The organism is Enterobacter oligotrophicus (assembly GCF_009176645.1).
Taxonomy (GTDB): Bacteria; Pseudomonadota; Gammaproteobacteria; order Enterobacterales; family Enterobacteriaceae; genus Enterobacter; species Enterobacter oligotrophicus.
This window is the reverse complement of the sequence record NZ_AP019007.1, coordinates 4161942-4188591: the sequence shown is the minus strand read 5'-3', so window position 1 is coordinate 4188591 and position 26650 is coordinate 4161942. Positions and strand designations below refer to the sequence as shown.

Sequence of the window (26650 nt, the reverse complement as noted above, 5' to 3'; positions counted from 1 at the left end):
AACGTGCTGAGTAAAGATGGGTAAAACCACTTTGAGACTGGCGCATCGTTTCCTATTCTTGCCGTTAATTACATCTGTCATAAGAGAGTGACTCATGGATCGTATTATTAGTTCTTCACGCGACCGCACATCGCTACTCAGCACCCATAAAGTGCTGCGCAACACCTATTTCATGCTCAGCCTGACGCTGGCGTTTTCTGCGATCACCGCCACGGCCAGTACCGTACTGATGCTGCCGTCTCCGGGGCTGATCCTGACGCTGGTGGGTATGTATGGCCTGATGTTCCTGACTTACAAAACGGCTGACAAACCGGTAGGTATTCTGTCGGCATTCGCCTTCACTGGCTTCCTGGGCTACATCCTGGGGCCGATCCTGAACGCCTACCTGTCAGCCGGAATGGGTGACGTCATTGGTATGGCGCTGGGCGGCACCGCGCTGGTATTCTTCTGCTGCTCGGCCTACGTGCTGACCACCCGCAAGGATATGTCCTTCCTCGGCGGTATGCTGATGGCGGGTATCGTGGTGGTGCTGATTGGTATGGTGGCAAACATCTTCCTGCAGTTGCCTGCCCTGCACCTGGCGATTAGCGCGGTATTTATCCTGATTTCATCTGGCGCAATCCTGTATGAAACCAGCAACATCATTCACGGCGGTGAGACCAACTACATCCGCGCGACCGTGAGCCTGTATGTATCGCTGTATAACATCTTCGTTAGCCTGTTGAGTATCCTGGGCTTCGCCAGCCGCGATTAACGCACAGTGCTGTAAACCAGGCCCCGCTTATGCGGGGCTTTGTTTTTTGGTACACTGCAGCGGTTTTTGACTGATGTGTGAATGACTATGTTGTGTTTTGAAGGTAAAGAGATCGAAACCGATAACGACGGTTATCTGAAAGAGAGCAGCCAGTGGAGCGAAGCGCTGGCGGAAGTGATTGCTGAGAAAGAAGGCATCGCGCTCTCCCCTGAACACTGGGAAGTGGTGCGTTTCGTGCGCGAATTCTATCTCGAATTCAACACCTCTCCGGCGATCCGCATGCTGGTTAAAGCGATGGCCAATAAATTTGGCGAAGAGAAAGGTAACAGCCGCTACCTGTATCGCCTCTTCCCGAAAGGCCCGGCAAAACAGGCGACCAAAATCGCGGGTCTGCCAAAACCAGTGAAGTGCATTTAATAGCGAATACCAAAATTATCGTATTCCCGACCGGGTTGATGCGGTTCCGTTAAAACCTTATCAACCCGCGCATTTCGCGGCCCGCCCGCTTTCAGCCACGCCACCAGCTTTTCTACCTGCGCTTCTTCGCCACAGGCGACCACCTCCACGCTGCCGTCATCCATATTGCGTGCGTATCCCGTTAGTCCAAGCTGAACGGCTTCGCGCTGTGTGCTGTAACGGAACCCAACCCCTTGTACGGTGCCGTAAACCCAGGCAATGGTGCAGACTTTTGACATCTTCCTTCTCCTTATCCGTCTGGCGCGTTGCATTTCCTCACTGAACTCGGGAAAATGGCGGCCATTTCATTGGAATCGACAGAATAGCAAATTATGAGTGTACGTTTAGTGTTAGCCAAAGGGCGCGAGAAGTCATTACTGCGCCGTCATCCCTGGGTCTTTTCCGGCGCAGTTGCCCGTATGGAAGGCAAAGCCAGCCTCGGTGAAACCATTGAGATCGTTGACCATCAGGGGAAATGGTTAGCGCGCGGCGCATACTCGCCAGCGTCCCAGATCCGCGCTCGCGTCTGGACCTTCGATAAAGACGAAACCATCGACATCGATTTCTTCGTTCGCCGCCTGCAGCAGGCGCAGCAGTGGCGCGACTGGCTGGCAAAACGTGACGGGCTGGACAGCTACCGTCTGATTGCCGGGGAATCCGACGGTCTGCCAGGCGTCACCATTGACCGCTTCGGTAACTTCCTCGTGCTGCAACTTCTGAGCGCAGGGGCGGAGTATCAACGCGCCGCGCTGATTAGCGCGCTGCAAACCCTGTTCCCGGAATGCGCTATTTACGACCGCAGCGATGTGGCGGTGCGCAAAAAAGAGGGCATGGAGCTGACCCAGGGTCCGGTTACCGGCGAGCTGCCGCCTGCCCTGCTGCCGATTGAAGAGCACGGTATGAAGCTGCTGGTGGATATTCAGGGCGGCCACAAAACGGGTTATTACCTTGACCAGCGCGACAGCCGACTGGCGACCCGCCAGTACGTTGCCGACAAACGCGTCCTGAACTGTTTCTCCTATACTGGTGGCTTCGCCGTATCGGCACTGATGGGCGGCTGTGCTCAGGTGGTGAGCGTAGATACGTCACAGGAAGCGCTGGACGTGGCGAAACAGAACGTTGAACTGAACAAGCTGGATCTCAGCAAAGCGGAATTTGTCCGTGATGACGTGTTCAAACTGCTGCGCAAATACCGCGATCAGGGTGAGAAATTTGACGTGATCGTCATGGACCCGCCAAAGTTCGTGGAAAACAAAAGCCAGCTGATGGGGGCTTGTCGCGGCTATAAAGACATCAACATGCTGGCAATTCAGTTACTGAACCCTGGCGGGGTATTACTGACGTTCTCCTGCTCTGGCCTGATGACCACAGATTTATTTCAGAAAATCATCGCTGATGCCGCAATTGATGCGGGTCGTGATGTACAATTTATAGAGCAGTTCCGTCAGGCGGCCGATCATCCGGTGATCGCTACCTACCCGGAAGGGCTGTATCTGAAAGGGTTTGCCTGTCGCATCATGTAACTTGAAAAGAGGAATATTGCCCATACATACGGTATGAGTAATGTTTCCGGGGAGGTGACTATGATTGCCAGCAAATTCGGTATCGGCCAGCAGGTCCGCCACACCTTGCTTGGTTATTTGGGTGTGGTCGTGGATATCGACCCGGAATATTCCCTTGATGAACCGTCAGCAGATGAGCTGGCAGTTGACGCAGAGCTTCGCGCAGCACCCTGGTATCATGTGGTGATGGAAGGTGATGACGGACAGCCCGTTCATACCTACCTTGCCGAAGCGCAGCTAAGTAGCGAACTGCAGGACGAGCATCCGGAACAACCCACTATGGACGAGCTTGCTCAGACCATCCGCAAACAGTTACAGGCTCCAAGACTGCGAAATTAAAGGTGTAAAAAAGCCCGGCGAACGGGCTTTTTTTTTGTTACTTTGCCAGCCCCAGACGGGGAATATCGATCGCCGGACAGCGATCCATTACCACGTTTAACCCGGCATCCCGCGCCAGCACAGCCGCCTGCTCATTTATTACGCCCAGTTGCATCCACAGCGTTTTCGCGCCAATGGCAATCGCTTCCTGCGCCACGCCCCAGGCCGCCTCTGAGTTACGGAAGACATCCACCATATCCACTTTTTCAGGCACATCAGCCAGCGTCGCGTAACCCTGCTGGCCCAACAGCGTTTTACCCGCCACCTTTGGCGATACCGGGATCACGTGGTAGCCCTGATCCAGAAGGTATTTCATCACCCGGTAGCTTGGGCGATCGGGTTTGTCGCTCGCCCCCACCAGCGCGATAGTGCGTGTGGACGTCAAAATCTCGGCAATATCGTTCTCTTTCATACTCATCCTCCTGGCTTTTTTCAAAGTGTACGTCAAAGCCGTGTTCACAACCATTCATCCCATACAGATGTATGAGGGCAAAACGGTGGAATATGTCTATATGTTAGTAAACGTGATTATCGAAAAATTTAGATACATTATTACGAAGAAAGTATTTTCAACAGGAGCGCCCTATGAAAACCGGCATTGTCTCTGCTGTGATTGCGTTAGTCATGCCGGTTTGCGTCTTTGCGACCACACTACGACTCTCGACTGACATTGATCTGCTGGTACTCGATGGCAAAAAAGTATCCAGTTCACTTCTGCGTGGCGCAGACAGCATCGAACTCGACAACGGGCCGCATCAGGTGGTTTTTCGGGTCGAGAAAATGATCCGCCTTGCCAACCATGAACAACGGATGTACATCTCACCACCGCTGATTGTGAGCTTTAATACTCAGCGTATCAGTCAGGTAAATTTTAACCTCCCGCGCCTCGAAACCGAAAAAGAGGCCATCGCTTTTGATGCCGCGCCGCGAATTGCGCTCGTAGATGGCGACGCGATGCCCATTCCGGTGAAACTGGATATTCTGGCACTGACAAAAATGCCTAAAGGCACGGATTACGAAGCAGATACGGAGGTCTATAACAAAGCCGGTAAGCGCGCTTCGCTGCCGCAATTTGCCACGATGATGGCTGACGATAGCACGCTACTGTCTGGTGTATCAGAACTGGATGTGATCCCGCCCCAGTCGCAAACGCTCACCGAGCAGCGCCTGAAATTCTGGTTCCAGCAGGCCGATCCCGATACGCGAGCCCGCTTTCTGCAATGGGCGAAGCAACAACCTTCGTCATAAGCCACATTTTTTTGTCCTTTCTCTTGCAGCATCAGGCAGTTCCCGTCATCGTGTAGCCAGGTAACCTGACGGATAAGATTATGGAACTGACAACACGCACGCTTCCTGCACGCAAACACATTGCTCTGGTTGCGCACGATCACTGTAAACAAATGCTGCTTAACTGGGTTCGCCGCCATCAACCGTTGCTGGCAAATCACGCCCTCTCAGCTACGGGGACAACCGGCAACCTGATCCAACGCGAAACGGGTCTGGAAGTGAATGCCATGCTGAGCGGCCCGATGGGCGGCGATCAGCAGGTGGGCGCACAGATTTCGGAAGGAAAAATTGATGTACTGATTTTCTTCTGGGACCCGCTGAATGCGGTGCCACATGATCCCGATGTTAAAGCGCTGCTGCGCCTTGCGACGGTGTGGAATATCCCGGTAGCCACAAATCTGTCGACGGCGGATTTCATCATTGAATCACCGCAGTTCAACTCTCCGGTTGAGATCCTGATCCCGGATTATCAACGTTATCTTTCCGAGAGACTGAAGTAGCTCTTTGCCCGGCGGCGCTACGCTTGCGGGGGCCTACGGTTTTTGCAGGCCGGGTCAGGCGTAGCGCCGCCCGGCAATCCAGCTACGGTTTCCTCGCCACCGGCACGTCAATACTCTTCAGTATATCGACAAATACCGACGGCTCGTCTTTATTGAACAGCAGCCACACGCGATGGCGCGCGCGGGTTATCGCCACATACAGCAGACGCCGTTCTTCTGCATCCGGGAAATCTTCCGGTACTGGCAGCAGCGCCTGCTCCATTACCGACTCACGTGCCGGAGCCGGAAAACCATCACTTCCCTCTTTCAGCCCGACCACAATCACGTAGTCAGCCTGCTGGCCTTTGCTGGCATGGATAGTCATAAAATCAAGCTGTAGCGTTGGCCAGCGAGTGGCCGACTTTTCCAGCACCGTCGGTTTAAGATGGTGATAACGCGCCAGCACCAGAATCCGTTCATCGGGCTTTGCATACCCGCTCAGTTTATCCAGAAGCGGCTCAAGCTGATCGTCCGCCAGCAGCGTGACCGCTTTCTTATCTCCCGGTCTCAGGCTGTTGAGCGGTTTCGCCAGTTGATGCGGGTTTTGCTGAATAAAACGGTTTGCGATTTCGCCAATTCGTGAATTGAAACGGTAGGTAGTATCCAGATCGCTGCGATCGCCCTCGCCAAAATGGTGGTGAAATGCAGTTGTGAGCGAGAGCTGCGCCCCGCTGAAGCGATAGATAGCCTGCCAGTCATCCCCCACGGCAAACAGAGACGTATGTTTGTTCTGCGCCCGCAACGCCGAGAGCAATGCGGCACGCTGAGGCGAGATATCCTGGAACTCATCCACAAGGATATGCTTCCACGGACTGACAAAGCGTCCTTTCTCCAGAATGATAATGGCCTGATGAATAAGACCGGAAAAATCGACGGCATTTTCCTCTTTCAGGGCCGATTTCCAGGCTTTCAGCAGCGGTGCCATTAATTTGACGCGCTTTGAAAACACGGCGCGGATCGCTTCCGGCGCGCTGTCGATCATCTCTGCCTGAGAGCCGCCGTGCATGCGCATCAGGCTCACCCAACGGTCAAGTCGCGCACCCAGGCGTCGCGCCAGCTTTTCATCCTGCCAGAAACTGCCTTCCGGCACTTCCCAGTTCAGTTCCTCCTCCAGCCACTGACGCCACCCTTTGGCCTGCGCTTTTTTCTCGCTGCACTGCTGACGCCACGTCTTAATAAACAGCGCCTGACGAGCCTGGGTGTCATTTTCCAGTTTACTGATGGACGGCACTTTCTTACTCCCCTGCTGAATAATATGCAGTGCGAGGGCGTGGAAGGTGCGCGCCGTAATATCCTGAGTATGCAGGCGCTGCCGGATTCGCTCGTCCATCTCCTGCGCAGCTTTGCGGCCAAAGGCCAACAGGAGGATTTGGTCAGCTACGGCTTCACCGGTTGTCAGAAGCCAGCCTGCACGCGCCACCAGCACGGAGGTTTTACCGCTGCCTGCGCCCGCCAGCACCAGTAGCGACGGTTCACCGTTGACAACGGCACGCGCCTGAGCCGGGTTGAGCGGCGACGATTCGACGGTGCTGAAGAAATCGGCATATTCCGCAAGCATGGCATCGGTCCAGGCCTGGTTATGCGCCAGTCTGCTTTTATCAATATCGCTGAGCCAGGCCTGACACTGACGCCACGCATCACGGCAGTTTTCAAACTCATTAAGACGGGAGACGGGGAACGGCAGCGCGGTTAGCGCCTGTGTTATCTTTTCCTGCAACCCGGCGGTTTGCTGGCGCGTCAGCCACTTTTGCTGCGCGTTACTTCGGGCGATATCGTCAAGCACCTGCTGCAGCACCTGTGCCGCAATCACACTCATGTCATGGCTCCACTGTTGCCAGAGCGTGTTCAGATGATGGTGAAAACGTTGTGTTTCTGCCCACTCAGTACCGTGCAGACGTACCACTTTATCGGCTGGCAGGACGAACTCCAGTTCCCCCCACACCAGCCCGCGTTTGCAATGAATGGCCAGAAGTTGATTAAACGGAATGAGATATTCATGACGCTCACCGGAGACTTTCACTCCCGCATTGAGAAGGACAACCTTGTCGTAAGGGTGCTGCGCCAGGCGTTTGCCCATTGAAGTTGCTTTCAGTTCCATATCCAGCCAGACCCACAAAGAGATAATTTGTCTGACAGTTTAACTGCCAGTTTTAAGGTGCTCCAGCCTAAAAAAACGTTACAATCACTCAGCGTTAGTCTTATCGAAAGGAAATGAGGGTTTATGCGTACCGTTCTGAATGTTTTGAATTTTGTCCTTGGCGGTTTTGCCACCACCCTTTCCTGGCTTTTTGCCACCCTGGTGAGCATCGTGCTCATTTTCACCCTGCCGCTGACCCGCTCCTGCTGGGAAATCACCAAACTCTCACTGATTCCCTTCGGCAATGAAGCTGTCCATGTTGATGAACTGAACCCGGACGGGAAAAATGCCCTGATGAATACCGGTGGTACTCTGCTGAACGTTCTGTGGCTGATTTTCTTCGGCTGGTGGCTGTGCCTGATGCACATCGTTGCCGGCATTGCACAGTGCATTACGATTATTGGCATTCCGGTTGGGATCGCTAATTTTAAAATTGCCGCCATTGCCCTGTGGCCGGTTGGACGCAGAGTCGTCCCGGTAGAAGTGGCGCAAGCCGCACGTGAAGCCAACGCTCGTCGCCGTTTTCAGTGAATAAGGACAGGCCGCGCTCATGCTAAGCCCACTGCTTCGCCGTTACACCTGGAACAGTAACTGGCTCTATAACGTCAGGATTTTTATTGCCCTCTGCGGCACGGTTGCCCTGCCGTGGTGGCTGGATGATGTAAAACTGACTATCCCGCTGACCCTTGGCGTGGTAGCCGGGGCGCTTGCCGATCTTGATGACCGTCTGGCCGGACGTTTGCGTAACCTGGTCATCACTCTGGTCTGTTTCTTTATAGCCTCAGCGTCCGTTGAGTTGCTGTTCCCCTGGCCCTGGCTTTTTGCGCTGGGGCTTACGCTTTCAACCAGCGGGTTTATTCTGCTTGGCGGGCTTGGGCAGCGCTACGCCACCATCGCGTTTGGTGCCCTGCTGATTGCTATCTATACCATGCTCGGTGTCTCTCTTTACGATCAGTGGTATCAGCAACCCGTTCTGCTGTTGGTGGGGGCGATCTGGTATAACCTGCTGACCCTGACCGGACACCTTATTTTTCCGGTTCGGGCGCTGCAGGATAACCTCGCGCGCAGTTACGAGCAGCTGGCTCAGTATCTTGAATTAAAGTCACGTTTGTTTGACCCGGATATTGAAGAGGAGAGCCAGGCACCGCTTTACGATCTGGCGCTGGCGAACGGCCAACTGGTGGCAATGCTTAACCAGACAAAAGCCTCGCTGCTTACTCGTCTGCGCGGCGATCGGGGTCAGCGTGGCACCCGAAGAACACTGCATTACTATTTTGCCGCCCAGGATATTCATGAACGTGCCAGTTCATCGCATGTCCAGTATGCAGCCCTGCGCGAGAAGTTCCGCTATAGCGACGTCATGTTCCGTTTCCAGCGCTTACTGTCGATGCAATCTCAGGCCTGTCAGCAGCTGGCGCGCTCAATCCTGTTGCGTACACCGTACCAGCATGACCCACGTTTTGAGCACGCTTTCAGCCACCTTGATGCAGCCCTCGATCGCGTTCAGGCGAGTGGGACATCACCAGAGCACATCAAAGCGCTGGGATTCCTGCTCAATAATCTGCGTGCGATTGATGCCCAACTGGCAACCATTGAATCCGAACAGGCAATGGCGATGCCACGCAGCGACACGGAGAACCAGCTTGCGGACGACAGTCTGCACGGCGTTAGCGATATATGGCTGCGCCTGAGCCGCCACTTTACGCCAGAATCGGCGCTCTTTCGCCATGCGGTGCGGATGTCACTGGTACTGTGCGTAGGCTATGCCTTTATTCAGATAACCGGCTTGCAGCACGGTTACTGGATCTTACTGACCAGCCTGTTTGTCTGCCAGCCCAACTACAACGCCACCCGCCACCGCCTTGCGCTGCGTATTATCGGCACGCTGGTGGGCGTCGCTATCGGGCTACCGGTGCTGTGGTTCGTGCCCTCGGTTGAAGGACAGCTTATTCTCATCGTCATCACCGGCGTGTTGTTCTTTGCCTTTCGTAATGTGCAGTACGCACATGCCACCATGTTTATCACGCTGTTGGTTCTGCTGTGCTTTAACCTGTTGGGTGAAGGGTTTGAAGTCGCCCTGCCCCGCGTGATCGATACGCTGATCGGCTGTGCTATTGCCTGGGCGGCAGTGAGCTTTATCTGGCCTGACTGGCGTTTTCGCAATTTGCCGCGCGTGACAGACAGAGCAATGAATGCAAACTGTCGCTACCTGGATGCCATTCTTGAGCAGTATCACCAGGGCCGCGATAACCGCCTGGCCTACCGTATCGCCCGTCGCGATGCGCATAACAGCGATGCTGAACTCGCGTCAGTAGTTTCAAATATGTCCACAGAGCCGCGCGCGACTGCAGAGATACGTGAAACCGCGTTTCGCCTGCTCTGCCTGAACCATACGTTTACCAGCTATATCTCTACGCTGGGTGCCCATCGCGAGAAACTGACCAATCCGGGTATCTTGTCCCTTCTCGATGACGCCGTCTGCTACGTCGATGACGCCCTTCATCATCGGCCTGCCGATGAACCCCGTGTGCAGCAGTCGCTGGACGACCTGACTCAGCGTATTGCGCATCTCGATCCAGGCTCCGACAGCAAAGCTCCACTGGTCCTTCAGCAAATCGGCCTGCTTATTGCTCTGCTGCCGGAAATTTGCCGACTACAACAGCAGATCGCTACCTGGCGGAATGACTCTCCTGAGCCTCAGGCAGTGCATTAAACCATTCCGTTAGCTCCCGGCGAATGTCCGCCGGGAGCGCCGCTTCGTGCATTCCCTCAATTGCCCCTTCAAGCGCAAACAGCACCTTAATGCTCAGCCCCTTATTTTTTGATCGTATTTTCAGCCAGCTCGTTTTTGCGCCCAGTTCCCGTAACGTCTCTTCATTTGTTATACCCGCTTCACAGAGCAGAACTTCAATCTGAAATGTCAGGTTCGGCAGATCTTTAAGCCGATTCCGCTGGTGACGCTGATACCGCTCTTTTCTGGCCGCATCAAGTGCAGACGATGAAAGTTTGAGCAGCTCATCCCTGTTCTGCCAAAGCCCGTCATCCACGCGGTAATAGTTAAGAAGGACAGGACGGCCCCGCTTCATTAACGTCAAAAATGAAGAGGCGTGTTTTACACAGTATTTTGCGCTCTCTTCACAGGCCCGAAGATAGAGCTCCCCGTCCGACACCATGGCGAAAACCGCATCATCCACCGCAAGGGTATATCCTCCAAAAAGCGCGCGATGATGAATTTCCCCTAATGGAGAAAGGTATTCCTGCGATTTATAAATCCGATCATAAGATATCTTTTTCATGATATTTCCCTTCAAAATCATAAAGTAACAACATATTTTCTTACTAGCGGATCCGTTAGCAGGAAAATAGGCAACTTATTGCCTGTGAGCAAGATGATTTTTCGAGGCACGCCATTAATGAGTGAAATTTGCGAGTCGCTTTCCGAAAATGAGGTTGATCTTTATGCATACAGGGGTTACTGTATATCCATACAGTAACTACAGGGCTGGAATGAATATGTACACTTCAGGCTATGCAAATCGCTCAATCTCTCTTTCTTCTACCGCTGACACTGTCGCGCAGAAATCTGTCGGGCGCGTTTCAACCGGGCTTATTAGTGAAGTGGTTTATCGTGAAGACCAGCCCCTGTTGACACAACTCTTATTACTGCCACTATTACAGCAGCTTGGCCAACAGTCCCGTTGGCAGCTTTGGCTGACGCCACAGCAAAAATTGAGCCGTGAATGGCTTCTCTCCGCAGGGCTGCCGCTGGCAAAGGTGATGCAGATTAACCAACTCCCGCCCTGCGATACGGTTGAGTCAATGATCCGCGCATTACGCACCGGAAATTACAGTGTGGTGATTGGTTGGTTATCGGATGAGCTGACGGAAGAAGAGCATTATCGGCTCACGGAAGCGGCAGAAGAGGGAAATGCGATCGGGTTTATTATGCGACCTGTCCGGGCAGATTCTCACCGCAAAGGACAACTTTCCGGGCTAAAAATTCACTCTAATTTGTATCACTAAGCCATTTTAAGAGTTTTCCTGGAATTTTTTTTGACCTCAGGATTGGAAAAAAGTTCCAGGTGACAAAACTGCGGCAAGGCTTGTCTGGAGCGGTTCTTCTTAATTTTACTGCACAAAATTCGTTCTAAAAATGTTAAATATTAGGTATACGGAACTTTTTTTTTCATATGCCTGACGGACTTCACACTTGTAAGTTTTCAGCTACGTTGTAGACTTTACATCGCCAGGGGTGCTCGGCCTAAGCCGAAGATATCGGTAGAGTTATAGTTGACCACGCCCCCCGGTGAAGGATTTAACCGTGATTTCTCTGTTGAGATTTACATGGCGAATTTTGGATGATAACGAGGCGCAAAAAATGAAAAAGACAGCTATCGCGATTGCAGTGGCACTGGCTGGCTTCGCTACCGTAGCGCAGGCCGCTCCGAAAGATAATACCTGGTATGCAGGTGGTAAACTGGGCTGGTCTCAGTTCCATGACACTGGCTGGTACAACAGCGCTAACAACAACGACGGCCCTACTCATGAGAGCCAGCTCGGTGCAGGCGCGTTCGGTGGCTATCAGGTTAACCCGTATGTTGGTTTTGAAATGGGTTACGACTGGTTAGGTCGTATGCCATACAAAGGCGACACCGTTAATGGCGCTTTCAAAGCTCAAGGCGTACAGCTGACCGCTAAACTGGGTTACCCAGTAACTGACGATCTGGACGTGTACACCCGTCTGGGCGGCATGGTATGGCGTGCTGACTCCAGCAACAGCGTTGCTGGCGACGACCACGACACGGGCGTTTCCCCAGTATTCGCTGGTGGCGTTGAATGGGCAATGACCCGTGACATCGCTACCCGTCTGGAATACCAGTGGGTTAACAACATCGGCGACGGCAACACCGTTGGTGTTCGTCCAGACAACGGCATGCTGAGCGTAGGTGTTTCCTACCGTTTCGGTCAGCAGGAAGAAGCTGCGCCAATCGCGCCAGCTCCGGCTCCAGCACCAGAAGTACAGACCAAGCACTTCACTCTGAAGTCTGACGTTCTGTTCAACTTCAACAAAGCGACGCTGAAACCAGAAGGTCAGCAGGCACTGGATCAGCTGTACACCCAGCTGAGCAACCTGGACCCTAAAGATGGTTCCGTAGTAGTTCTGGGCTTCACCGACCGTATCGGTTCTGACGCTTACAACCAGGGTCTGTCTGAGAAACGTGCTCAGTCCGTTGTTGATTACCTGGTATCTAAAGGTATCCCAGCTAACAAGATCTCCCCACGTGGTATGGGCGAATCTAACCCAGTTACTGGCAACACCTGTGACAACGTGAAAGCTCGCGCTGCACTGATCGACTGCCTGGCACCAGATCGTCGCGTTGAGATCGAAGTTAAAGGCATCAAAGACGTTGTAACTCAGCCAGCGGCATAAGTTATCGTCTTAAAAAAAACCCCGCACTGCGGGGTTTTTTATTGTCTGAAGAAAAGGAAGAGATTACTTCTTGCCAAGAAGAGCCTGAAGATCGTTCTTCAGTGTCGACATTTGACTGGCATACTTTTCTTTATGCTCAGCATCTTCAATCAGCTGCACAATCGTTTCCGATAATGTTTTCCCGCGACGCTGCGCAAGCCCTGCCAGTCTCTGCCAGACCATAAACTCCAGATCGATAGACTTCTTGCGGGTATGCTGATGCTCAGCATTAAAATGCCGTTTGCGACGCGCACGGATAGTTTGCTTCATCCGGTTTAACAGCGCCGGATTGATATGCTTCGCTATCCAGCTATTGACCTGTACCGGTTCGTTTTCGAGGGTCAGCAACATATCCACGGCCTCTTGTGCCGCGCTGGCTTCGATGTAGCAGGTGATCAGTTCACCTTCACGGTGCTTCTTGACCAGGTACTTCCATTTCCAGCCGCTTTCGAGGTTTTCCAGTTGTTGATATTTCATTGCGATCTCAGTGTTACCATGTAACTCTGTTCAGAATATCAGTTTTTTAGCAATCTGCTGAAAAGAAATCATATCCTGTGAAACATGACAGAAGATTCACTCGCCGAAATCCCCATTCCTGCATGGGCAGAAACCACCGCTTACGGTATACTCCACGGTTTTACATCTGACTAAAAAACATCGACTTTGACCATTACGAAACTAGCATGGCGTGACCTGGTTCCGGATACGGAAAGCTATCAGGAACTGTTTGCACAGCCAGACCTCGCAAAAGAACACGAATTTATACTTAGCGATACACAACCGCGTTTGCATTACGCACTGGAGCAGGTGTTAAGCCCGTGGGCTACATCTCCCTTCATGCTGCTCAAAGCCCCGGAAGAAGCCGAGTATTTGACGCTTCTGGGGGATGCTATGCGCCAGTTAAAACCGGACGCGAACACCGTTTATGGTGGCCAGTATCGTATCGCGGGACAACATATCACTTTCACTCCCGCAGAACGGGCAGATGACCATTTTGCCGCCAAAGGTGAAGTGATTACCTCCAGTTGGGTTGAAGCCGAGCAGTTATTCGGTTGCCTTCGTCAGTTTAATGGCGAACTGTCGTTACAACCGGGGCTGGTACATCGTGCAAATGGCGGCGTATTGATCATCTCTCTTCGTACCCTGCTCTCCCAGCCTCTGCTGTGGATGCGCCTGAAAACGATTGTGAGCCAGCAACGTTTTGACTGGGTGGGATACGACGAGTCACGCCCTCTGCCGGTTTCTGTGCCGTCGATGCCGCTCTCTCTGACTGTCGTCTTAACCGGTGACCGTGAGTCTCTGGCTGATTTCCAGGAGATGGAGCCGGAACTGGCTGAACAGGCGGTCTATAGCGAATACGAAGACAATATTCAGATTGCTGATGCCGATGATATGGCGCAGTGGTGTCAGTGGGTGATGGCCGTTGCAGAACGTTCAGCACTGCCAACTCCCGCCGCCGATGCCTGGTCAGGTCTGATCCGTGAAGCGGTCCGTTATACCGGCGATCAGGAAACCCTGCCCCTCTGTCCGCTCTGGATCGGCAAGCAACTGCGTGAAGTGGGTGTCATCAGCGGTGAAGGGTCGTTTACCGGTGAGCAGTACGCGCAAATGCTTGCCCAGCGCGAGTGGCGTGAAGGTTACCTTGCTGACCGTATGCAGGATGAAATTCTGCTGGAGCAGATCCTGGTCGAAACCGAAGGCGAGCGTATCGGTCAGATCAACGCCTTGTCTGTCATCGAGTTTCCGGGGCACCCGCGTGCATTCGGCGAGCCGTCTCGTATCAGTTGCGTGGTACACGTCGGTGACGGGGAATTTACGGATATTGAACGCAAAGCCGAACTGGGTGGGAACATTCATGCCAAAGGCATGATGATCATGCAGGCGTTTCTGATGTCTGAGCTGCAGCTTGAACAGCAAATCCCCTTCTCTGCATCGCTGACCTTCGAGCAGTCTTACAGCGAAGTTGATGGAGACAGCGCTTCAATGGCGGAGCTGTGCGCATTAATCAGCGCTCTGGCGGAAGTGCCGATTAATCAGAACATTGCGATTACGGGTTCTGTCGATCAGTTTGGCCGTGCTCAGCCTGTTGGCGGCCTGAACGAGAAAATTGAAGGTTTCTTCTCTATTTGTCAGCAACGCGGTTTAAATGGCAAACAGGGCGTGATCATCCCAGCCCCCAATGCGCGCCATTTGAGCCTGAGTCAGGAACTTCTGGATGCGGTGGAACAGCAACAATTCTCCCTGTGGGCCATCGAAGGCGTTGAGGATGCACTACCCTTACTGACAAACCTTGTCTGGGATGGCGAAGGGCAGACCACTTTGATGCAGACCATTCAGGAACGTATTGCTCAGGCAACACAGCAGGATGCTCGTCATCGTTATCCTTGGCCGTTACGCTGGCTAAGTTGGTTTACGCCGAACTGATCGGACTTGTTCAGCGTACACGTGTTAGCTATCCTGCGTCCTTCACTAAAATAAGGCTTACTGAGAACATGGTAGATAAACGCGAATCCTATACAAAAGAAGACCTTCTTGCCTCTGGTCGCGGTGAACTGTTTGGCGCTAAAGGCCCGCAGTTACCGGCCCCGAACATGCTGATGATGGACCGTGTCGTGAAAATGACCGAAACCGGCGGCAACTTCGATAAGGGTTACGTAGAAGCAGAACTTGATATCAACCCGGACCTGTGGTTCTTCGGCTGCCACTTTATTGGCGATCCGGTAATGCCTGGCTGTCTGGGCCTGGATGCGATGTGGCAGTTGGTTGGCTTCTATCTGGGCTGGCTCGGCGGCGAAGGTAAAGGCCGCGCACTGGGCGTAGGCGAAGTGAAATTTACCGGTCAGGTTCTGCCTACGGCGAAGAAAGTGACCTACCGTATCCACTTCAAACGTATCGTTAACCGTCGCCTGATCATGGGCCTGGCGGACGGCGAAGTGCTGGTAGACGGCCGTCTGATTTATACCGCGAACGACCTGAAAGTAGGTCTGTTCCAGGACACCTCTGCATTCTGATTTTGCTTTTTTAGCCAATCCAGAAAGGCGAAACCTCCGCATTGCGGAGGTTTCTTTTTAAAGAGACGTTATCAAACAAGTACTGCCCTGTCTCCGATGGCTTCTCGCCAGCCCCCTAACCATTGAGATCTCTGATTCAGAGTCTGATAGGGACACATTTCTTTTGAACGTCCGGCGATGCCAGCCTGATAACCACGTTGATGAGCCCTTTCCAGGCGATCTCGTTTCTGTCTCTTCATGCCTCGTTTCCCTCATTCTTTTGTCTGGTGGAAAGAAAACAGTGATTGCAAAATGTGCAACCACAGATAACGAATACCGCGAATCAGGCTCAGCGTCAACGTTCAAAATTCATACGGGTGTCATATTTGTGAGCTACATGGAATATCATTTGTACAAAAAATGTGACCCGGCACAAGTAACGGTCTGAAGATAAAACGAAAAAAAAGCCGCAATCAGCGAGACACTGAGTGCGGCTTTCGGCTATGAATTTTACTTATGGAAGCCGGGAAATCTCTCTGGCTATACTGGCCGACTCCTGCGCCCACCCTTGTGCCAGAACTTTCACCATTTCATCATAACCGTCTTTCTGTTGTTTCATTTCGAGATGGAACGGACGCTTAATCAGCTGTCCCTGATGATTCAACAGCCACTCGCCGCTGATCACCACCGCACCATCATAACGCCCATGGAAACCAGTCACCGTCACATTGAGCGTATCCTGGTCGCTGCCTAGCGGTTGCGAAGCGACAATCCAGCCCGGAAGCTGACTGCTCAGATTCGCCACCAGCGTGTTGCGTAGCTGCTGATCCAGCGGGCTGGCCCACAGGTTATTATTGGCAATGACGTACTGCACATCGCTGGTTTGATACACCACCCCGTTTCCGGCGAGATAATCAGGCACCGCGACCTGCTCCACCCATAACAGACGGTTGCCCTGCGAGGCGTGACTTTGCGACCCCACCTGCGCAGTCAACGGTAACTGGTAATAGCTTTTGTTTTCGCTTCCTGAGCTGCAGGCCGTTAGTACCATCGCTCCCACAATCGCTAGCCACTTTTTCATTGTTTAGCCCTCTTCGGCTCAGGATCTTTTTTATCTTTTGCTTCAAATACCAGCGCGTTGCTCTTCTCATTGAGCGTTTTCAAGACTGGCTGCAGCTCACGTAATACCTGATCAAGACGCTGCATATCTGCCACCATCTTGTTATACGCCGCCGAACCTGGCTGGAAGCCCTGCATACTACGGTTAAGCTCACGCAATGTTTTCTGCATATCCTGCGGCAATTGCTGCATGGACTGGCTTGCGGTGATCTTATTGATATTATCCAGCGTGGTTTGCAGACGTCGCATCGTCGCCTGGCTTTGACTCAGTGAGTTTGTCGCGGCTTCAATCATCGGATTCAGTGGCAGATTGTTAATCTTATCCAGTGTTTCCATCAGACGCTGCTGGATTTGCGCCAGACCGCTGCTGACCGTTGGGATAATCGTATAGCCACCGAATTCACGCATACCCGTAATGGCAGGCGCTTTTGGATAGAAATCCATATCCACATACAGCGCGCCGGTCACCAGGTTACCGGTTTTCAGCGAGCCTCGCAGCCCACGGTTCATGAGGTCAGTAATATGCGCACCAATATCCTGATTCTCGCCGATCTGATTGATTAACCGCTCAGGCTCAATGCGAATCAGCACCGGAATGCGGTAATCATCATCCAGCATCTGCTTAAGACCCGGCACAAAGAACGGCACCTGTCCTACCGTACCCAGACGAATACCGCGGAACTCAACTGGCGCTCCCGGCTGCAGACCACGGACGGAATCTTTAAAGAACATCAGGTAATCGATGTGATCGGTATAGAGTGCATCCTGAATGCTTTTTTGATCGTCAAAGAGCCTGAAAGCGGTTTTCTCGGCAACCGGCTGCCCCAGATCGATCCCCTCTGGCACATCAAAACTCACGCCACCGCCAAACAGGGTGGTCAGAGAGCCCATTTCCACTCGCATACCAGCAGAAGTGAGATCAACCGCGATCCCGCTGTCTTTCCAGAAACGTACGTTGCTGGTCACGAGGCGATCGTTTGGCGCATTGATAAACAGCTGATAGCTGATGGTACGCTTTTGCGGATCAAAGGTACTGGTTTCTACCGAACCAACCCGATAGCCGCGGAACAAGACCGGGTCGCCAGGGCTTAACTGCCCCGCTTTTTGACTGTCGAGGATCACACGAATACCTTTCGCATCCGGCGGCGCGAGCGGCGGTGAATCAAGCAACTGATATTCCGCAGGCTGGTTACCTTTCGCGCCAGGCTGCAGTTCAATATAGGCACCAGACAGCAACGTGCCCAGGCCACTGATCCCTTCACGGCCAACCTGTGGCTTTACCACCCAGAATACGGAATCACTGTGCAGCAGCTTTTCCATACCGGCATTCAAACGCGCTTTGATTTGCACATGCGTTAAATCATCGGTCAGGGTTGCACTTTCGACCACGCCCACATCCACGCTACGGCTCTTGATGGTCGTCTTGCCGCCCTCAATCCCTTCTGCATTGGTGGTGATCAGCGTGACTTCCGGCCCCTGATGGCTGTAATGATAAAACAGTATCCAGGCACCGATCAGCGCAGTCACGATGGGGAATATCCACACCGGCGACCAGTTTCTGACCTTCTGCACTTTCGCCTCTCCACTTTTGTTTTCCATGCTCTTACTCTTCCTCATGGCTTGACTCGGGCTCACGATCCCACGATAAACGAGGGTCGAAGGTCATGGCCGCAAACATGGTCATAATGACGACCAACGCAAACATTAGCGCTCCCATAGCGGGATAAATACTCATTAGTCCCCCCATGCGCACCAGCGCAGAGAGAACCGCAATCACAAATACATCTATCATTGACCAGCGACCCACAAACTCCACAACTTCATAAATCAGATGCATGCGTTCGCTGTCGCGTTTGCCATGGCCTTTCGCATCCCAGCAGAGCCAGGCAATTGCGATCATTTTTAAGGTCGGCACCATGATACTGGCGATAAAAATAACACCGGCAACCGGGTACGAGCCTTCTCCCCAAAGCAAAATAACCCCTGCCAGGATCGTCGAAGGCATTTTATCGCCGAGCAAATCGGTGATCATGATGGGCAGGATATTGGCAGGCAGATAGAGCATGATGGACGTCACCAGTAACGCCATTGTCCACTGCAGGCTGTTTTTACGTCGCACATGGCCCGTTGTCCCACAGCGCGGGCAAACCTCGTTGTCTGCCGGCAGCACTGCCGTACAACAGGAGCAGGAGCGCAGACCCTGGCGAATACCCGGAACGCCCACTTTTACCACCTGCGGTAGTGTTGGGGCTGGCGCGATATCGTCCCACACCCAACGACGGTCCACGCACTGAAAAGCACGCAGTTGCAGCACACAGTACAAACACCAGGGGATAAAACTGCTGCCAATCCCGACATCGCCGTAAGCCATCAGCTTCACGAAACTGACCAGTATCCCCGCCAGGAAGATCTCAGCCATCCCCCAGCTTTTCAGCTGGAACAGTATTCGCGCAAGTTTGATTTTAAGAGAGGCGGGCATCTGCACGCGGTTGACCAGCAAAAGGATCACGATCAGGCAAAAAGCCGGAACGATCTGTACGAACAGAAGAAAGAACGTGCCGAGGCTGGCGTAATCTTCCGAGAACATCACGCCAGGTATTTCAAGAAGTTCGACCTGGCTGGTCATCCCTCCCACTTTCATATAAATGAAGGGGAAGAGATTCGAGAGCACAAGCATGAACAGAGCAGCAATAGCATAGGCCGTGGGACGCTGTCTTGGCGCGTCCCACTCGGTCGTTAACGTTGCACCGCAGCGCGGACAGGTTGCCTTATGTCCGTGACCAAGCTCTGGCAACGCCACGAGCAAATCGCATTGCGAGCATAATATATGCCGATCGGCATGGTGCTGGTCACACATAGTTAATCCCTGTTTATGCGCCGTTTTTCAGAGACTCAAGGTACTCCCAGCGCTCAAATGCTTCTTCCAGCGCCTGCTCGGCCTGGGAGAGATCAGCCAACACTTTCTGAGTATAGTCGTGAGGCTGCGTAAAAAATGACGCATCTGCAACCTGAGATTGCAGCGCTTCCAGCGAGGCTTCCAGCTCTTCGAGACGCTGTGGCAACCCTTCCAGTTCGCGCTGCAGGTTATAGCTCATTTTAGCAGGAGATTTTTTAACAGTTTCTGCTTTCGCGGCAACCGGTTCGGCAGTATTTTTGGTTTTTGCCTGCTTTTGCGCCAGCGACTGAGCCTGCTGGCCTCGCGCGTCATGATAACCGCCGACATACTGCCCAATCCGCCCCTCGCCTTCGAAGATCCAGCATTCGGTCACGGTGTTATCCACAAACTGACGATCGTGACTCACCAGCATGACGGTTCCCTGGTAGCCGTCGATCAACTCTTCCAGCAATTCCAGCGTTTCGACATCCAGATCGTTCGTCGGTTCATCGAGAATCAACAGGTTACTGGGTTTTAAGAATAATCGGGCAAGCAACAGACGGTTTCGCTCACCGCCTGACAATGCGCGCACTGGCGTCATGGCACGTTTCGGGTGGAACAGGAAGTCCTGCAAATAGCCAAGCACGTGACGCGGTTTACCGTTAACCATCACCTCTTGTTTCCCTTCGGCCAGGTTATCCATCACCGTTCTGTCCGGGTCCAGCTCCGCACGGTGCTGGTCGAAGTATGCGACTTCCAGTTTTGTACCGCAGTGAATACGCCCGCTGTCGGCCTGCAGTTGTCCCAGCATCAGTTTCAGCAACGTGGTTTTACCGCAGCCGTTCGGGCCGATGAGCGCAATTTTGTCGCCACGCTGAACCTGCGCGGAGAAGTCCTTCACCAGCACTTTGCCATCAACCTGGTAGTTGACGTTTTCCATTTCAAAGACAATCTTGCCGGAACGGGACGCTTCTTCGACCTGCATTTTGGCGCTGCCCATCACCTCACGGCGTTCGCTACGCTCGCGACGCATCGCCTTCAGGGCACGCACGCGGCCCTCGTTACGGGTACGTCGCGCTTTGATGCCCTGACGAATCCACACCTCTTCCTGCGCCAGCTTGCGGTCGAACTCTGCGTTTTGCAGCTCTTCTACACGCAGGTTCTCTTCTTTCTCCAGCAGGTAGGTGTCGTAATCGCCCGGATAGGTGACCAGCTTGCCGCGATCGAGATCGACAATGCGCGTCGCCATATTGCGAATAAACGAACGGTCATGCGAGATGAAGATAATGGTGCCGCTAAAGGTTTTGAGGAAACCTTCCAGCCAGTCAATCGCTTCAATATCCAGGTGGTTGGTCGGTTCGTCCAGCAGCAGCACTTTTGGCCCGCTGACCAGGGCACGGCCCAGCGCCGCTTTACGCAGCCAGCCACCGGATAACGCCGACAGCTCCATATCCGCTTCAAGGCCGAGCTGTGCCAGCACCTCGTTAATACGGTTTTCCAGCTGCCACAGGCCGTGGTGATCGAGCATCTCCTGCACTTTTGCCAGTTCGTTGAGGTTTTTGTCGCTCGGGTCGGTCATCACCAGATGCGAAATCTCGTGATAACGCTTCAGGTATTCCGCCTGTTCAGAGATGCCTTCCGCCACGAAATCGTAAACGCTGCCGGTCACATGACGCGGCGGGTCCTGCTGCAGACGTGAAACAATCAGATCCTGTTCGTACACGATACGGCCATCGTCCAGCCCTTGCTCGCGGTTGAGGATCTTCATCAGCGTGGATTTGCCCGCGCCGTTACGGCCCACCAGACAGACACGCTCGTTATCTTCGATGTGCAGTTCTGCATTATCAAGAAGCGGTGAGTCGCTGAAAGAGAGCCACGCGCCGTGCATACTAATTAAAGACATTTATTTTTCCTTTCAAACCGCGGAGATTAACCAGCAGTTATGGATCTGACGGTTACGGGCAAAGTCCTGAGACAGCGTTTTTTGGCTGATTTCTTGTGCTTTCAGTCCCAGAGCGGCCAGGCCGTCGTGATCCATACGGAATCCACGTTTGTTGTTTGAGAACATAATGGTGCCGCCTTTACGCAGCAGGCGTTTCAGGTCGGTCATCAGGCGCAGGTGATCGCGTTGAACATCAAAGCTATCTTCCATACGCTTGGAGTTTGAGAACGTCGGCGGATCGATGAAGATCAGGTCGAACTGTTCATCGGTGTCACGCAGCCAGCCCAGTACGTCGGCCTGCATCAGACGATGCTGACGCCCGGTTAAACCGTTCAGGCGCAGGTTACGCTCCGCCCACTCCAGGTAGGTACGGGACATATCTACCGTGGTGGTGCTGCGCGCACCGCCCAATCCCGCATGTACGCTGGCGCTGCCGGTATAGGAGAACAGATTGAGGAAATCTTTGCCCTTGCTCATCTGGCCCAGCATACGACGCGCGATACGGTGGTCAAGGAACAGGCCCGTGTCGAGATAGTCAGTCAGGTTAACCCACAGGCGCGCGTTATATTCGCCCACCTCGATGAAGTCGCCCTTCTCGCCCATCTTCTGGTACTGGTTTTTCCCTTTCTGACGCTCACGGGTTTTCAGCACCAGTTTGTTAGGTGCAATGCCAAGCACATTGATTGTCGCGGCAATGACGTCCAGCATACGCTGACGGGCTTTTTGCGCATCAATGGTTTTTGGCGGGGCATATTCCTGAATCACCACCCAGTCTGCATAGCGGTCAACCGCCACGTTGTACTCCGGCAGGTCAGCGTCGTACAGTCGATAACATTCAATTCCTTCCTGCTTCGCCCATTTTTCAAATTTCTTCAGGTTCTTACGCAGACGGTTGGCATAATCTTCTGCCACACCTGACGGTTTGCTGTCTGCCGCTTTCTCTGCCAGATGGTAGTTTTTCTGCACGCAGTCCAGAGGGCCGTTTTTCGCTTTAAACTGGCGTTCCGCACGTAGCTGAAGGCAACTCAACAATTCTGGTGACGCACTGAACAGAGAGAGATTCCAGCCACCGAAGTAGTCTTTCATATTGCGACCCAGCAGGCTGTGCAACGCAATCAGTGCCGGTTCGCTGTCCAGACGCTCGCCGTATGGCGGGTTGCTGATCACAGTCCCGTATGGACCTTTTGGCAGCGGGTTGGTCAGGTTCGCCACGTCTTTCACCTCGAAGGTGACCAGCTCACCGATACCGGCACGACGAGCGTTGCTGCGCGCACGTTCTATTACACGCGGGTCGCTGTCAGAACCGTAGAAGTGTGAGGTGTACTCTGCCAGGCCTTTACGCGCACGGGTCTGCGCTTCGGCTTTCACCTCTTTCCAGAGCGCTTCGTCGTGCTGTGCCCAGCCGCTAAAGCCCCAGTGTCCGCGGTGAAGCCCCGGTGCGCGATCGGTTGCCAGCATCGCCGCTTCAATCAGCAGCGTACCGGAACCACACATCGGGTCGAGCAGCGGCGTACCCGGTTGCCAGCCGGAGCGCATCACAATAGCGGCGGCCAGCGTTTCTTTAATGGGTGCCATACCGGTACGATCGCGGTAACCGCGCAGGTGCAGGCCCGCTCCACTCAGATCCAGCGAGATACTCGCGGTGTCACCGTTGAGCCAGACGTTGATACGCAGATCCGGGTTTTCGCGATCGACGTTCGGACGTTCCTTATTTTTACGGGTGAAGCAGTCAACAATGGCGTCCTTCACGCGCAGCGCACCGTACTGGCTGTTGCGGATCTCGTCGTTCACGCCGTTGAAATGCACCGCGAAGGTGGCATTCGGGGTGAAGATCTCTGTCCAGTCGATCATCTGTACACCGGTGTAGAGATCAAGGTCGCTGTAAACCTTGCACTCTTTCATCGGCAGCATGATGCGCGACGCCAGACGGCTCCACATCAGGCTCTGGTAAATAAGCCGTGTGTCGCCCTCAAAATGGACACCACCCTGAACCACCTGGCACTCTTGTGCACCCAGGGCTTCCAGTTCAGTTTTTAACAGCTCTTCCAGCCCACGGGCCGTACTGGCAAACAGAGAATTCATATCGTCACTTATACTCTTAGAAAATTGTCGCGCATTATAGCTAATATGGCGTGTATGTCATAAAGTTGAAGGCTTATTTTCAATTGTGGGAGTGTGCAGTGGCGACGTTATCCAGGCTTTTTATTCATCCGGTGAAATCTATGCGCGGTATCGGCGTCTCTCACGCGCTGGCCGACATGAGCGGATTTGCCTTCGATCGTATTTTTATGGTCACCGAGCCTGACGGTACGTTCATAACGGCACGCCAGTTCCCGCAGATGGTTCGCTTTACCCCTTCCCCCCTGCATGACGGTCTGCATCTGACCGCGCCGGACGGCTCCAGCGTGGTGATTCGCTTTGCTGATTTTGCGCCTGTCGACGCGCCAACGGAAGTGTGGGGCAATCATTTTACCGCCCGCATCGCGCCAGATGAGATTAACCGCTGGCTGAGCGGCTTTTTCTCTCGCGACGTGCAGCTGCGCTGGGTCGGGCCTGAATTAACGCGTCGCGTTAAGCGCCATGACGCCGTTCCCCTCTCCTTCGCCGATGGCTACCCTTTCCTGTTGACCAACGAAGCCTCGCTGCGCGATTTGCAGAGCCGCTGTAAGGCCAGCGTCCAGATGGAGCAGTTTCGCCCGAACCTGGTGGTGACGGGTACTGACGCCTGGGATGAAGATACCTGGAAAGTGATCCGCATCGGCAGCGTCATTTTCGACGTGGTAAAGCCGTGCAGCCGCTGCATATTTACAACCGTAAGCCCGGAAAAAGGACAAAAACACCCCTCCGGCGAGCCGCTGAAAACGTTGCAGTCGTTTCGAACCGCACAGGATAACGGCGATGTGGATTTTGGTCAGAACTTAATTCCCCGCACCAGCGGCGTGATCCGCGTGGGTGACGAGGTGGAAATTCTCGCCCGCGGGCCAGCAAGGATTTACGGCGCAGGTCAGGAAGAAGAATTCGTCGACGTTGAGACAGCGGTCAGCTCAGCGGTGGATATTCACTGGCAGGGCACCCTAATCCGGGGCAACAATCAGCAAGTTTTACTTGAGCAACTGGAACAGGCAGGTATCCGTGTACCTTACTCGTGTCGTGCGGGAATTTGCGGATGCTGTCGCATAACGCTGGTCGACGGTGAAGTCAGCGCCCTGAAAAAGTCGGCGATTGGAAATGACGGAACCATTTTATGCTGCAGCTGTGTGCCAAAAACGTCGGTACGGCTGGAAGTTTAAACCGCCTGTTCGAGGTTGAAAGCGTCCACGCGAAGCTGCGGTTTCAGCCTGTCGTTCATCACTTTTATGGCATCACCCAACTGCATCACTCGCCCGGCAATCGTTACGCCGGGCTGAGCCAGCAGACAGAGCGCCGCGTTTTCACCAGGTTCAACCACCAGCAAACTGACCTCTTCTGCGGTATCGCTCAGATTGACGCTGGCCGCATCGCCCGTTGCAGGCATCCAGTTCACACCGTGCGCCAGGAAATGCCAGCTTTTTGGCATTTGTGGCTTCAGGAAACGGATCGCCACCAGCGCATTTAATACCAGCTCAGCGCGCTGTTCTTTTGAGAGTTCCAGATCGCGGCATTTTTCTTCGAATGAGAAATAAAGCGCTGCATCGTCAACGCAAAAGCCTGAGGGTGCAAATGCGTCCGGGGTCAACATTCGGCGTGGAAAACGAGAACGAAACAACATGCCATTGGCTAAATCGAGCATCATTCGATCATGCTCGTCGCAAAAATACCAGCGCCAGTTATCGTCAGGTTTAATTCGCATGTTTCTCTCCCGTCCCCAAACACCCTGTTCTAAAAATGTCCTGTTTGCCGCCTCGTTTATAACAACATTAATAAAAGACTATAATGTCTAAATAAGCAACAATGACGGAATATAAAACAACCAGGGCTGGAAATAAAGCCCTGGTTGTCTGATTCAGAAAAAAGATTAGATATGAGTAACGATTTCTTTAATCAATGGCGGCCCTTTAAAAATAAAGCCGGAATAGATTTGTACCAGCGATGCTCCTGCCGCCATCTTTTCACGGGCAGCTATCACCGAGTCGATGCCACCCACACCAATAATCGGCAGTCGGCCATTTAATTCGGCAGACAACGCGCGAATAATTTCGGTGCTTTTTAATTGCACCGGACGGCCACTTAAGCCCCCCGCTTCGTCACAGTTTTTCATTCCCTGAACGAGAGAGCGATCGAGTGTGGTATTGGTCGCAATAACACCATCAATATTATGGCGGACTAAACTATCCGCAACCTGGATCAATTCTTCGACAGAAAGATCCGGGGCGATCTTAACCGCGACCGGAATATATTTATGGTGGATCGCCTGCAGCGCATTTTGTTTATTTTTAATGGCACTGAGAAGATCGTCCAGCGCTTCGCCATATTGCAAAGAACGCAGCCCCGGAGTATTCGGTGAAGAAATGTTCACCGCAATATAACCGGCGTAGGCATAGACTTTTTCCATACAAATCAGATAGTCATCTTTACCCTGCTCGACTGGCGTATCTTTATTTTTGCCAATATTGATGCCTAATACGCCATCAAAATGGGCTTTTTTAACGTTCTCAACCAGATGATCAACGCCGAGGTTATTAAAGCCCATACGGTTGATCAGCCCTTCGGCTTCGACCAGACGGAACAGGCGTGGCTTGTCGTTACCCGGCTGCGGACGCGGAGTAACCGTACCGATTTCGATGGAGCCAAACCCCATCGCCCCCAGTGCATCAATGCACTCACCATTTTTATCCAGACCAGCCGCGAGACCCAGCGGGTTCTTAAACGTCAGGCCCATGCAGTGGACAGGTTTTTCCGGCACGTTTTGACGCACCAGCGCAGCCAGTGGCGTGCCGGTGATACGACGCAATTGCTGGAATGTAAATTCATGAGCGCGCTCAGGATCGAGCTGGAAAAGGGCTTTACGAACGAAAGGGTAGTACATGAACTCTCCTGGATTCCCGGTGTGCAAACCGGGAGGGGATTATCTGCGATCCTGCCCGGAAAGGGAATTGACCTGTGGCAAAAAATGCAGCTTAAAAAGCAAACGTTTCCCTTGCAGCACACTTCTTATGCAATTT

Annotated in this window: 26 protein-coding genes; 13 read left to right on the top strand and 13 right to left on the bottom strand. The window is 53.2% G+C overall.

Features of this window, described 5'->3' with window-relative positions:
• Positions 1-94: 94 nt before the first annotated feature.
• Positions 95-754, top strand: a complete 660-nt coding sequence (yccA, locus tag EoCCA6_RS19980; protein WP_152084135.1) for an FtsH protease modulator YccA — start codon at positions 95-97, stop codon at positions 752-754.
• Between the two features lie 87 nt (positions 755-841).
• Positions 842-1171, top strand: coding sequence for a sulfurtransferase TusE (gene tusE, locus EoCCA6_RS19975; RefSeq protein WP_152084491.1), 330 nt, complete (start codon positions 842-844; stop codon positions 1169-1171).
• Here the strand turns inward: tusE and yccX are convergent.
• Positions 1168-1449 carry an acylphosphatase gene (gene yccX / locus EoCCA6_RS19970; RefSeq protein WP_152084134.1) on the bottom strand — a complete coding sequence of 94 codons (282 nt, stop codon included), beginning with the start codon at positions 1447-1449 and terminating at the stop codon, positions 1168-1170. The two genes, tusE and yccX, sit on opposite strands and share 4 nt — an antisense overlap.
• A 93-nt stretch (positions 1450-1542) precedes the next feature.
• On the opposite strand from yccX, the gene rlmI reads away from it, so the two are divergent.
• Together rlmI and hspQ are read left to right on the top strand one after the other, a co-directional pair.
• A complete protein-coding gene (gene rlmI / locus EoCCA6_RS19965) occupies positions 1543-2733 on the top strand; it encodes a 23S rRNA (cytosine(1962)-C(5))-methyltransferase RlmI (protein ID WP_152084133.1) in 1191 nt (396 codons plus the stop codon).
• A gap of 60 nt (positions 2734-2793) precedes the next feature.
• Positions 2794-3111, top strand: coding sequence for a heat shock protein HspQ (gene hspQ / locus EoCCA6_RS19960; protein ID WP_010429359.1), 318 nt, complete (start codon positions 2794-2796; stop codon positions 3109-3111).
• Between the two features lie 37 nt (positions 3112-3148).
• Here hspQ and EoCCA6_RS19955 read toward each other — a convergent pair whose 3' ends face one another.
• The gene (locus tag EoCCA6_RS19955; protein WP_152084132.1) at positions 3149-3562 is read right to left on the bottom strand and encodes a CoA-binding protein; all 414 of its coding nucleotides are present in this window, start codon (positions 3560-3562) and stop codon (positions 3149-3151) included.
• A 173-nt stretch (positions 3563-3735) separates the two neighbouring features.
• On the opposite strand from EoCCA6_RS19955, the gene csgI reads away from it, so the two are divergent.
• Both csgI and mgsA read left to right on the top strand, forming a co-directional pair.
• Complete coding sequence (csgI, locus tag EoCCA6_RS19950; RefSeq protein WP_152084131.1) at positions 3736-4398, top strand: curli synthesis inhibitor; 663 nt, start codon at positions 3736-3738, stop codon at positions 4396-4398.
• 80 nt (positions 4399-4478) lie between these two features.
• Entirely contained in the window at positions 4479-4937 is a 459-nt protein-coding gene (gene mgsA, locus EoCCA6_RS19945) for a methylglyoxal synthase (RefSeq protein ID WP_152084130.1), read from the top strand.
• A gap of 82 nt (positions 4938-5019) precedes the next feature.
• On the opposite strand, the gene helD is transcribed toward mgsA, so the two are convergent.
• Positions 5020-7074, bottom strand: a complete 2055-nt coding sequence (helD, locus tag EoCCA6_RS19940) for a DNA helicase IV (RefSeq protein ID WP_152084129.1) — start codon at positions 7072-7074, stop codon at positions 5020-5022.
• A gap of 123 nt (positions 7075-7197) precedes the next feature.
• On the opposite strand from helD, the gene EoCCA6_RS19935 reads away from it, so the two are divergent.
• Both EoCCA6_RS19935 and yccS read left to right on the top strand, forming a co-directional pair.
• Complete coding sequence (locus EoCCA6_RS19935; RefSeq protein ID WP_152084128.1) at positions 7198-7644, top strand: YccF domain-containing protein; 447 nt, start codon at positions 7198-7200, stop codon at positions 7642-7644.
• 19 nt (positions 7645-7663) lie between these two features.
• Positions 7664-9826: a YccS family putative transporter gene (gene yccS, locus EoCCA6_RS19930; RefSeq protein WP_152084127.1), complete on the top strand. Its 2163-nt coding sequence runs from the start codon at positions 7664-7666 to the stop codon at positions 9824-9826.
• Here yccS and EoCCA6_RS19925 read toward each other — a convergent pair.
• Positions 9783-10409, bottom strand: a complete 627-nt coding sequence (locus EoCCA6_RS19925; RefSeq protein ID WP_152084126.1) for a TfoX/Sxy family DNA transformation protein — start codon at positions 10407-10409, stop codon at positions 9783-9785. The genes yccS and EoCCA6_RS19925 overlap by 44 nt on opposite strands.
• A gap of 217 nt (positions 10410-10626) precedes the next feature.
• Between EoCCA6_RS19925 and sulA the strand changes: the two genes are divergently transcribed.
• Together sulA and ompA are read left to right on the top strand one after the other, a co-directional pair.
• On the top strand, positions 10627-11136 hold the full coding sequence (gene sulA / locus EoCCA6_RS19920; RefSeq protein WP_152084490.1) for an SOS-induced cell division inhibitor SulA: 510 nt from the start codon (positions 10627-10629) through the stop codon (positions 11134-11136).
• A gap of 355 nt (positions 11137-11491) precedes the next feature.
• Entirely contained in the window at positions 11492-12544 is a 1053-nt protein-coding gene (gene ompA, locus EoCCA6_RS19915; RefSeq protein WP_152084125.1) for a porin OmpA, read from the top strand.
• Between the two features lie 63 nt (positions 12545-12607).
• Here the strand turns inward: ompA and matP are convergent, their stop codons facing one another.
• Entirely contained in the window at positions 12608-13060 is a 453-nt protein-coding gene (gene matP, locus EoCCA6_RS19910) for a macrodomain Ter protein MatP (protein ID WP_152084124.1), read from the bottom strand.
• Positions 13061-13246: 186 nt separating this feature from the next.
• On the opposite strand from matP, the gene EoCCA6_RS19905 reads away from it, so the two are divergent.
• Positions 13247-15007: an AAA family ATPase gene (locus EoCCA6_RS19905; RefSeq protein WP_152084123.1), complete on the top strand. Its 1761-nt coding sequence runs from the start codon at positions 13247-13249 to the stop codon at positions 15005-15007.
• 68 nt (positions 15008-15075) lie between these two features.
• Positions 15076-15594, top strand: a complete 519-nt coding sequence (gene fabA / locus EoCCA6_RS19900; protein WP_000227926.1) for a bifunctional 3-hydroxydecanoyl-ACP dehydratase/trans-2-decenoyl-ACP isomerase — start codon at positions 15076-15078, stop codon at positions 15592-15594.
• Positions 15595-15665: 71 nt separating this feature from the next.
• On the opposite strand, the gene rmf is transcribed toward fabA, so the two are convergent.
• From rmf to rlmKL, 6 genes are all read right to left on the bottom strand, one after another.
• Positions 15666-15833, bottom strand: a complete 168-nt coding sequence (gene rmf / locus EoCCA6_RS19895) for a ribosome modulation factor (protein ID WP_152084122.1) — start codon at positions 15831-15833, stop codon at positions 15666-15668.
• 254 nt (positions 15834-16087) lie between these two features.
• Positions 16088-16654, bottom strand: coding sequence for a membrane integrity-associated transporter subunit PqiC (gene pqiC, locus EoCCA6_RS19890; protein ID WP_152084121.1), 567 nt, complete (start codon positions 16652-16654; stop codon positions 16088-16090).
• Positions 16651-18291, bottom strand: coding sequence for an intermembrane transport protein PqiB (gene pqiB / locus EoCCA6_RS19885; RefSeq protein ID WP_152084120.1), 1641 nt, complete (start codon positions 18289-18291; stop codon positions 16651-16653). The genes pqiC and pqiB overlap by 4 nt, the downstream gene beginning before the upstream one ends.
• Before the next feature lie 4 nt (positions 18292-18295).
• Entirely contained in the window at positions 18296-19549 is a 1254-nt protein-coding gene (pqiA, locus tag EoCCA6_RS19880) for a membrane integrity-associated transporter subunit PqiA (RefSeq protein ID WP_152084119.1), read from the bottom strand.
• Between the two features lie 13 nt (positions 19550-19562).
• A complete protein-coding gene (locus tag EoCCA6_RS19875; protein WP_152084118.1) occupies positions 19563-21470 on the bottom strand; it encodes an ABC transporter ATP-binding protein in 1908 nt (635 codons plus the stop codon).
• A gap of 12 nt (positions 21471-21482) precedes the next feature.
• Positions 21483-23591 carry a bifunctional 23S rRNA (guanine(2069)-N(7))-methyltransferase RlmK/23S rRNA (guanine(2445)-N(2))-methyltransferase RlmL gene (gene rlmKL / locus EoCCA6_RS19870; RefSeq protein ID WP_152084117.1) on the bottom strand — a complete coding sequence of 703 codons (2109 nt, stop codon included), beginning with the start codon at positions 23589-23591 and terminating at the stop codon, positions 21483-21485.
• Positions 23592-23689: 98 nt separating this feature from the next.
• Here rlmKL and EoCCA6_RS19865 point away from each other — a divergent pair, with 98 nt between their 5' ends.
• Entirely contained in the window at positions 23690-24799 is a 1110-nt protein-coding gene (locus EoCCA6_RS19865; protein WP_152084116.1) for a YcbX family protein, read from the top strand.
• Here the strand turns inward: EoCCA6_RS19865 and zapC are convergent.
• Both zapC and pyrD read right to left on the bottom strand, forming a co-directional pair.
• Positions 24796-25338, bottom strand: coding sequence for a cell division protein ZapC (gene zapC, locus EoCCA6_RS19860; RefSeq protein ID WP_152084115.1), 543 nt, complete (start codon positions 25336-25338; stop codon positions 24796-24798). The genes EoCCA6_RS19865 and zapC overlap by 4 nt on opposite strands.
• A 165-nt stretch (positions 25339-25503) precedes the next feature.
• Positions 25504-26514 carry a quinone-dependent dihydroorotate dehydrogenase gene (pyrD, locus tag EoCCA6_RS19855; RefSeq protein ID WP_152084114.1) on the bottom strand — a complete coding sequence of 337 codons (1011 nt, stop codon included), beginning with the start codon at positions 26512-26514 and terminating at the stop codon, positions 25504-25506.
• Positions 26515-26650 lie beyond the last annotated feature (136 nt).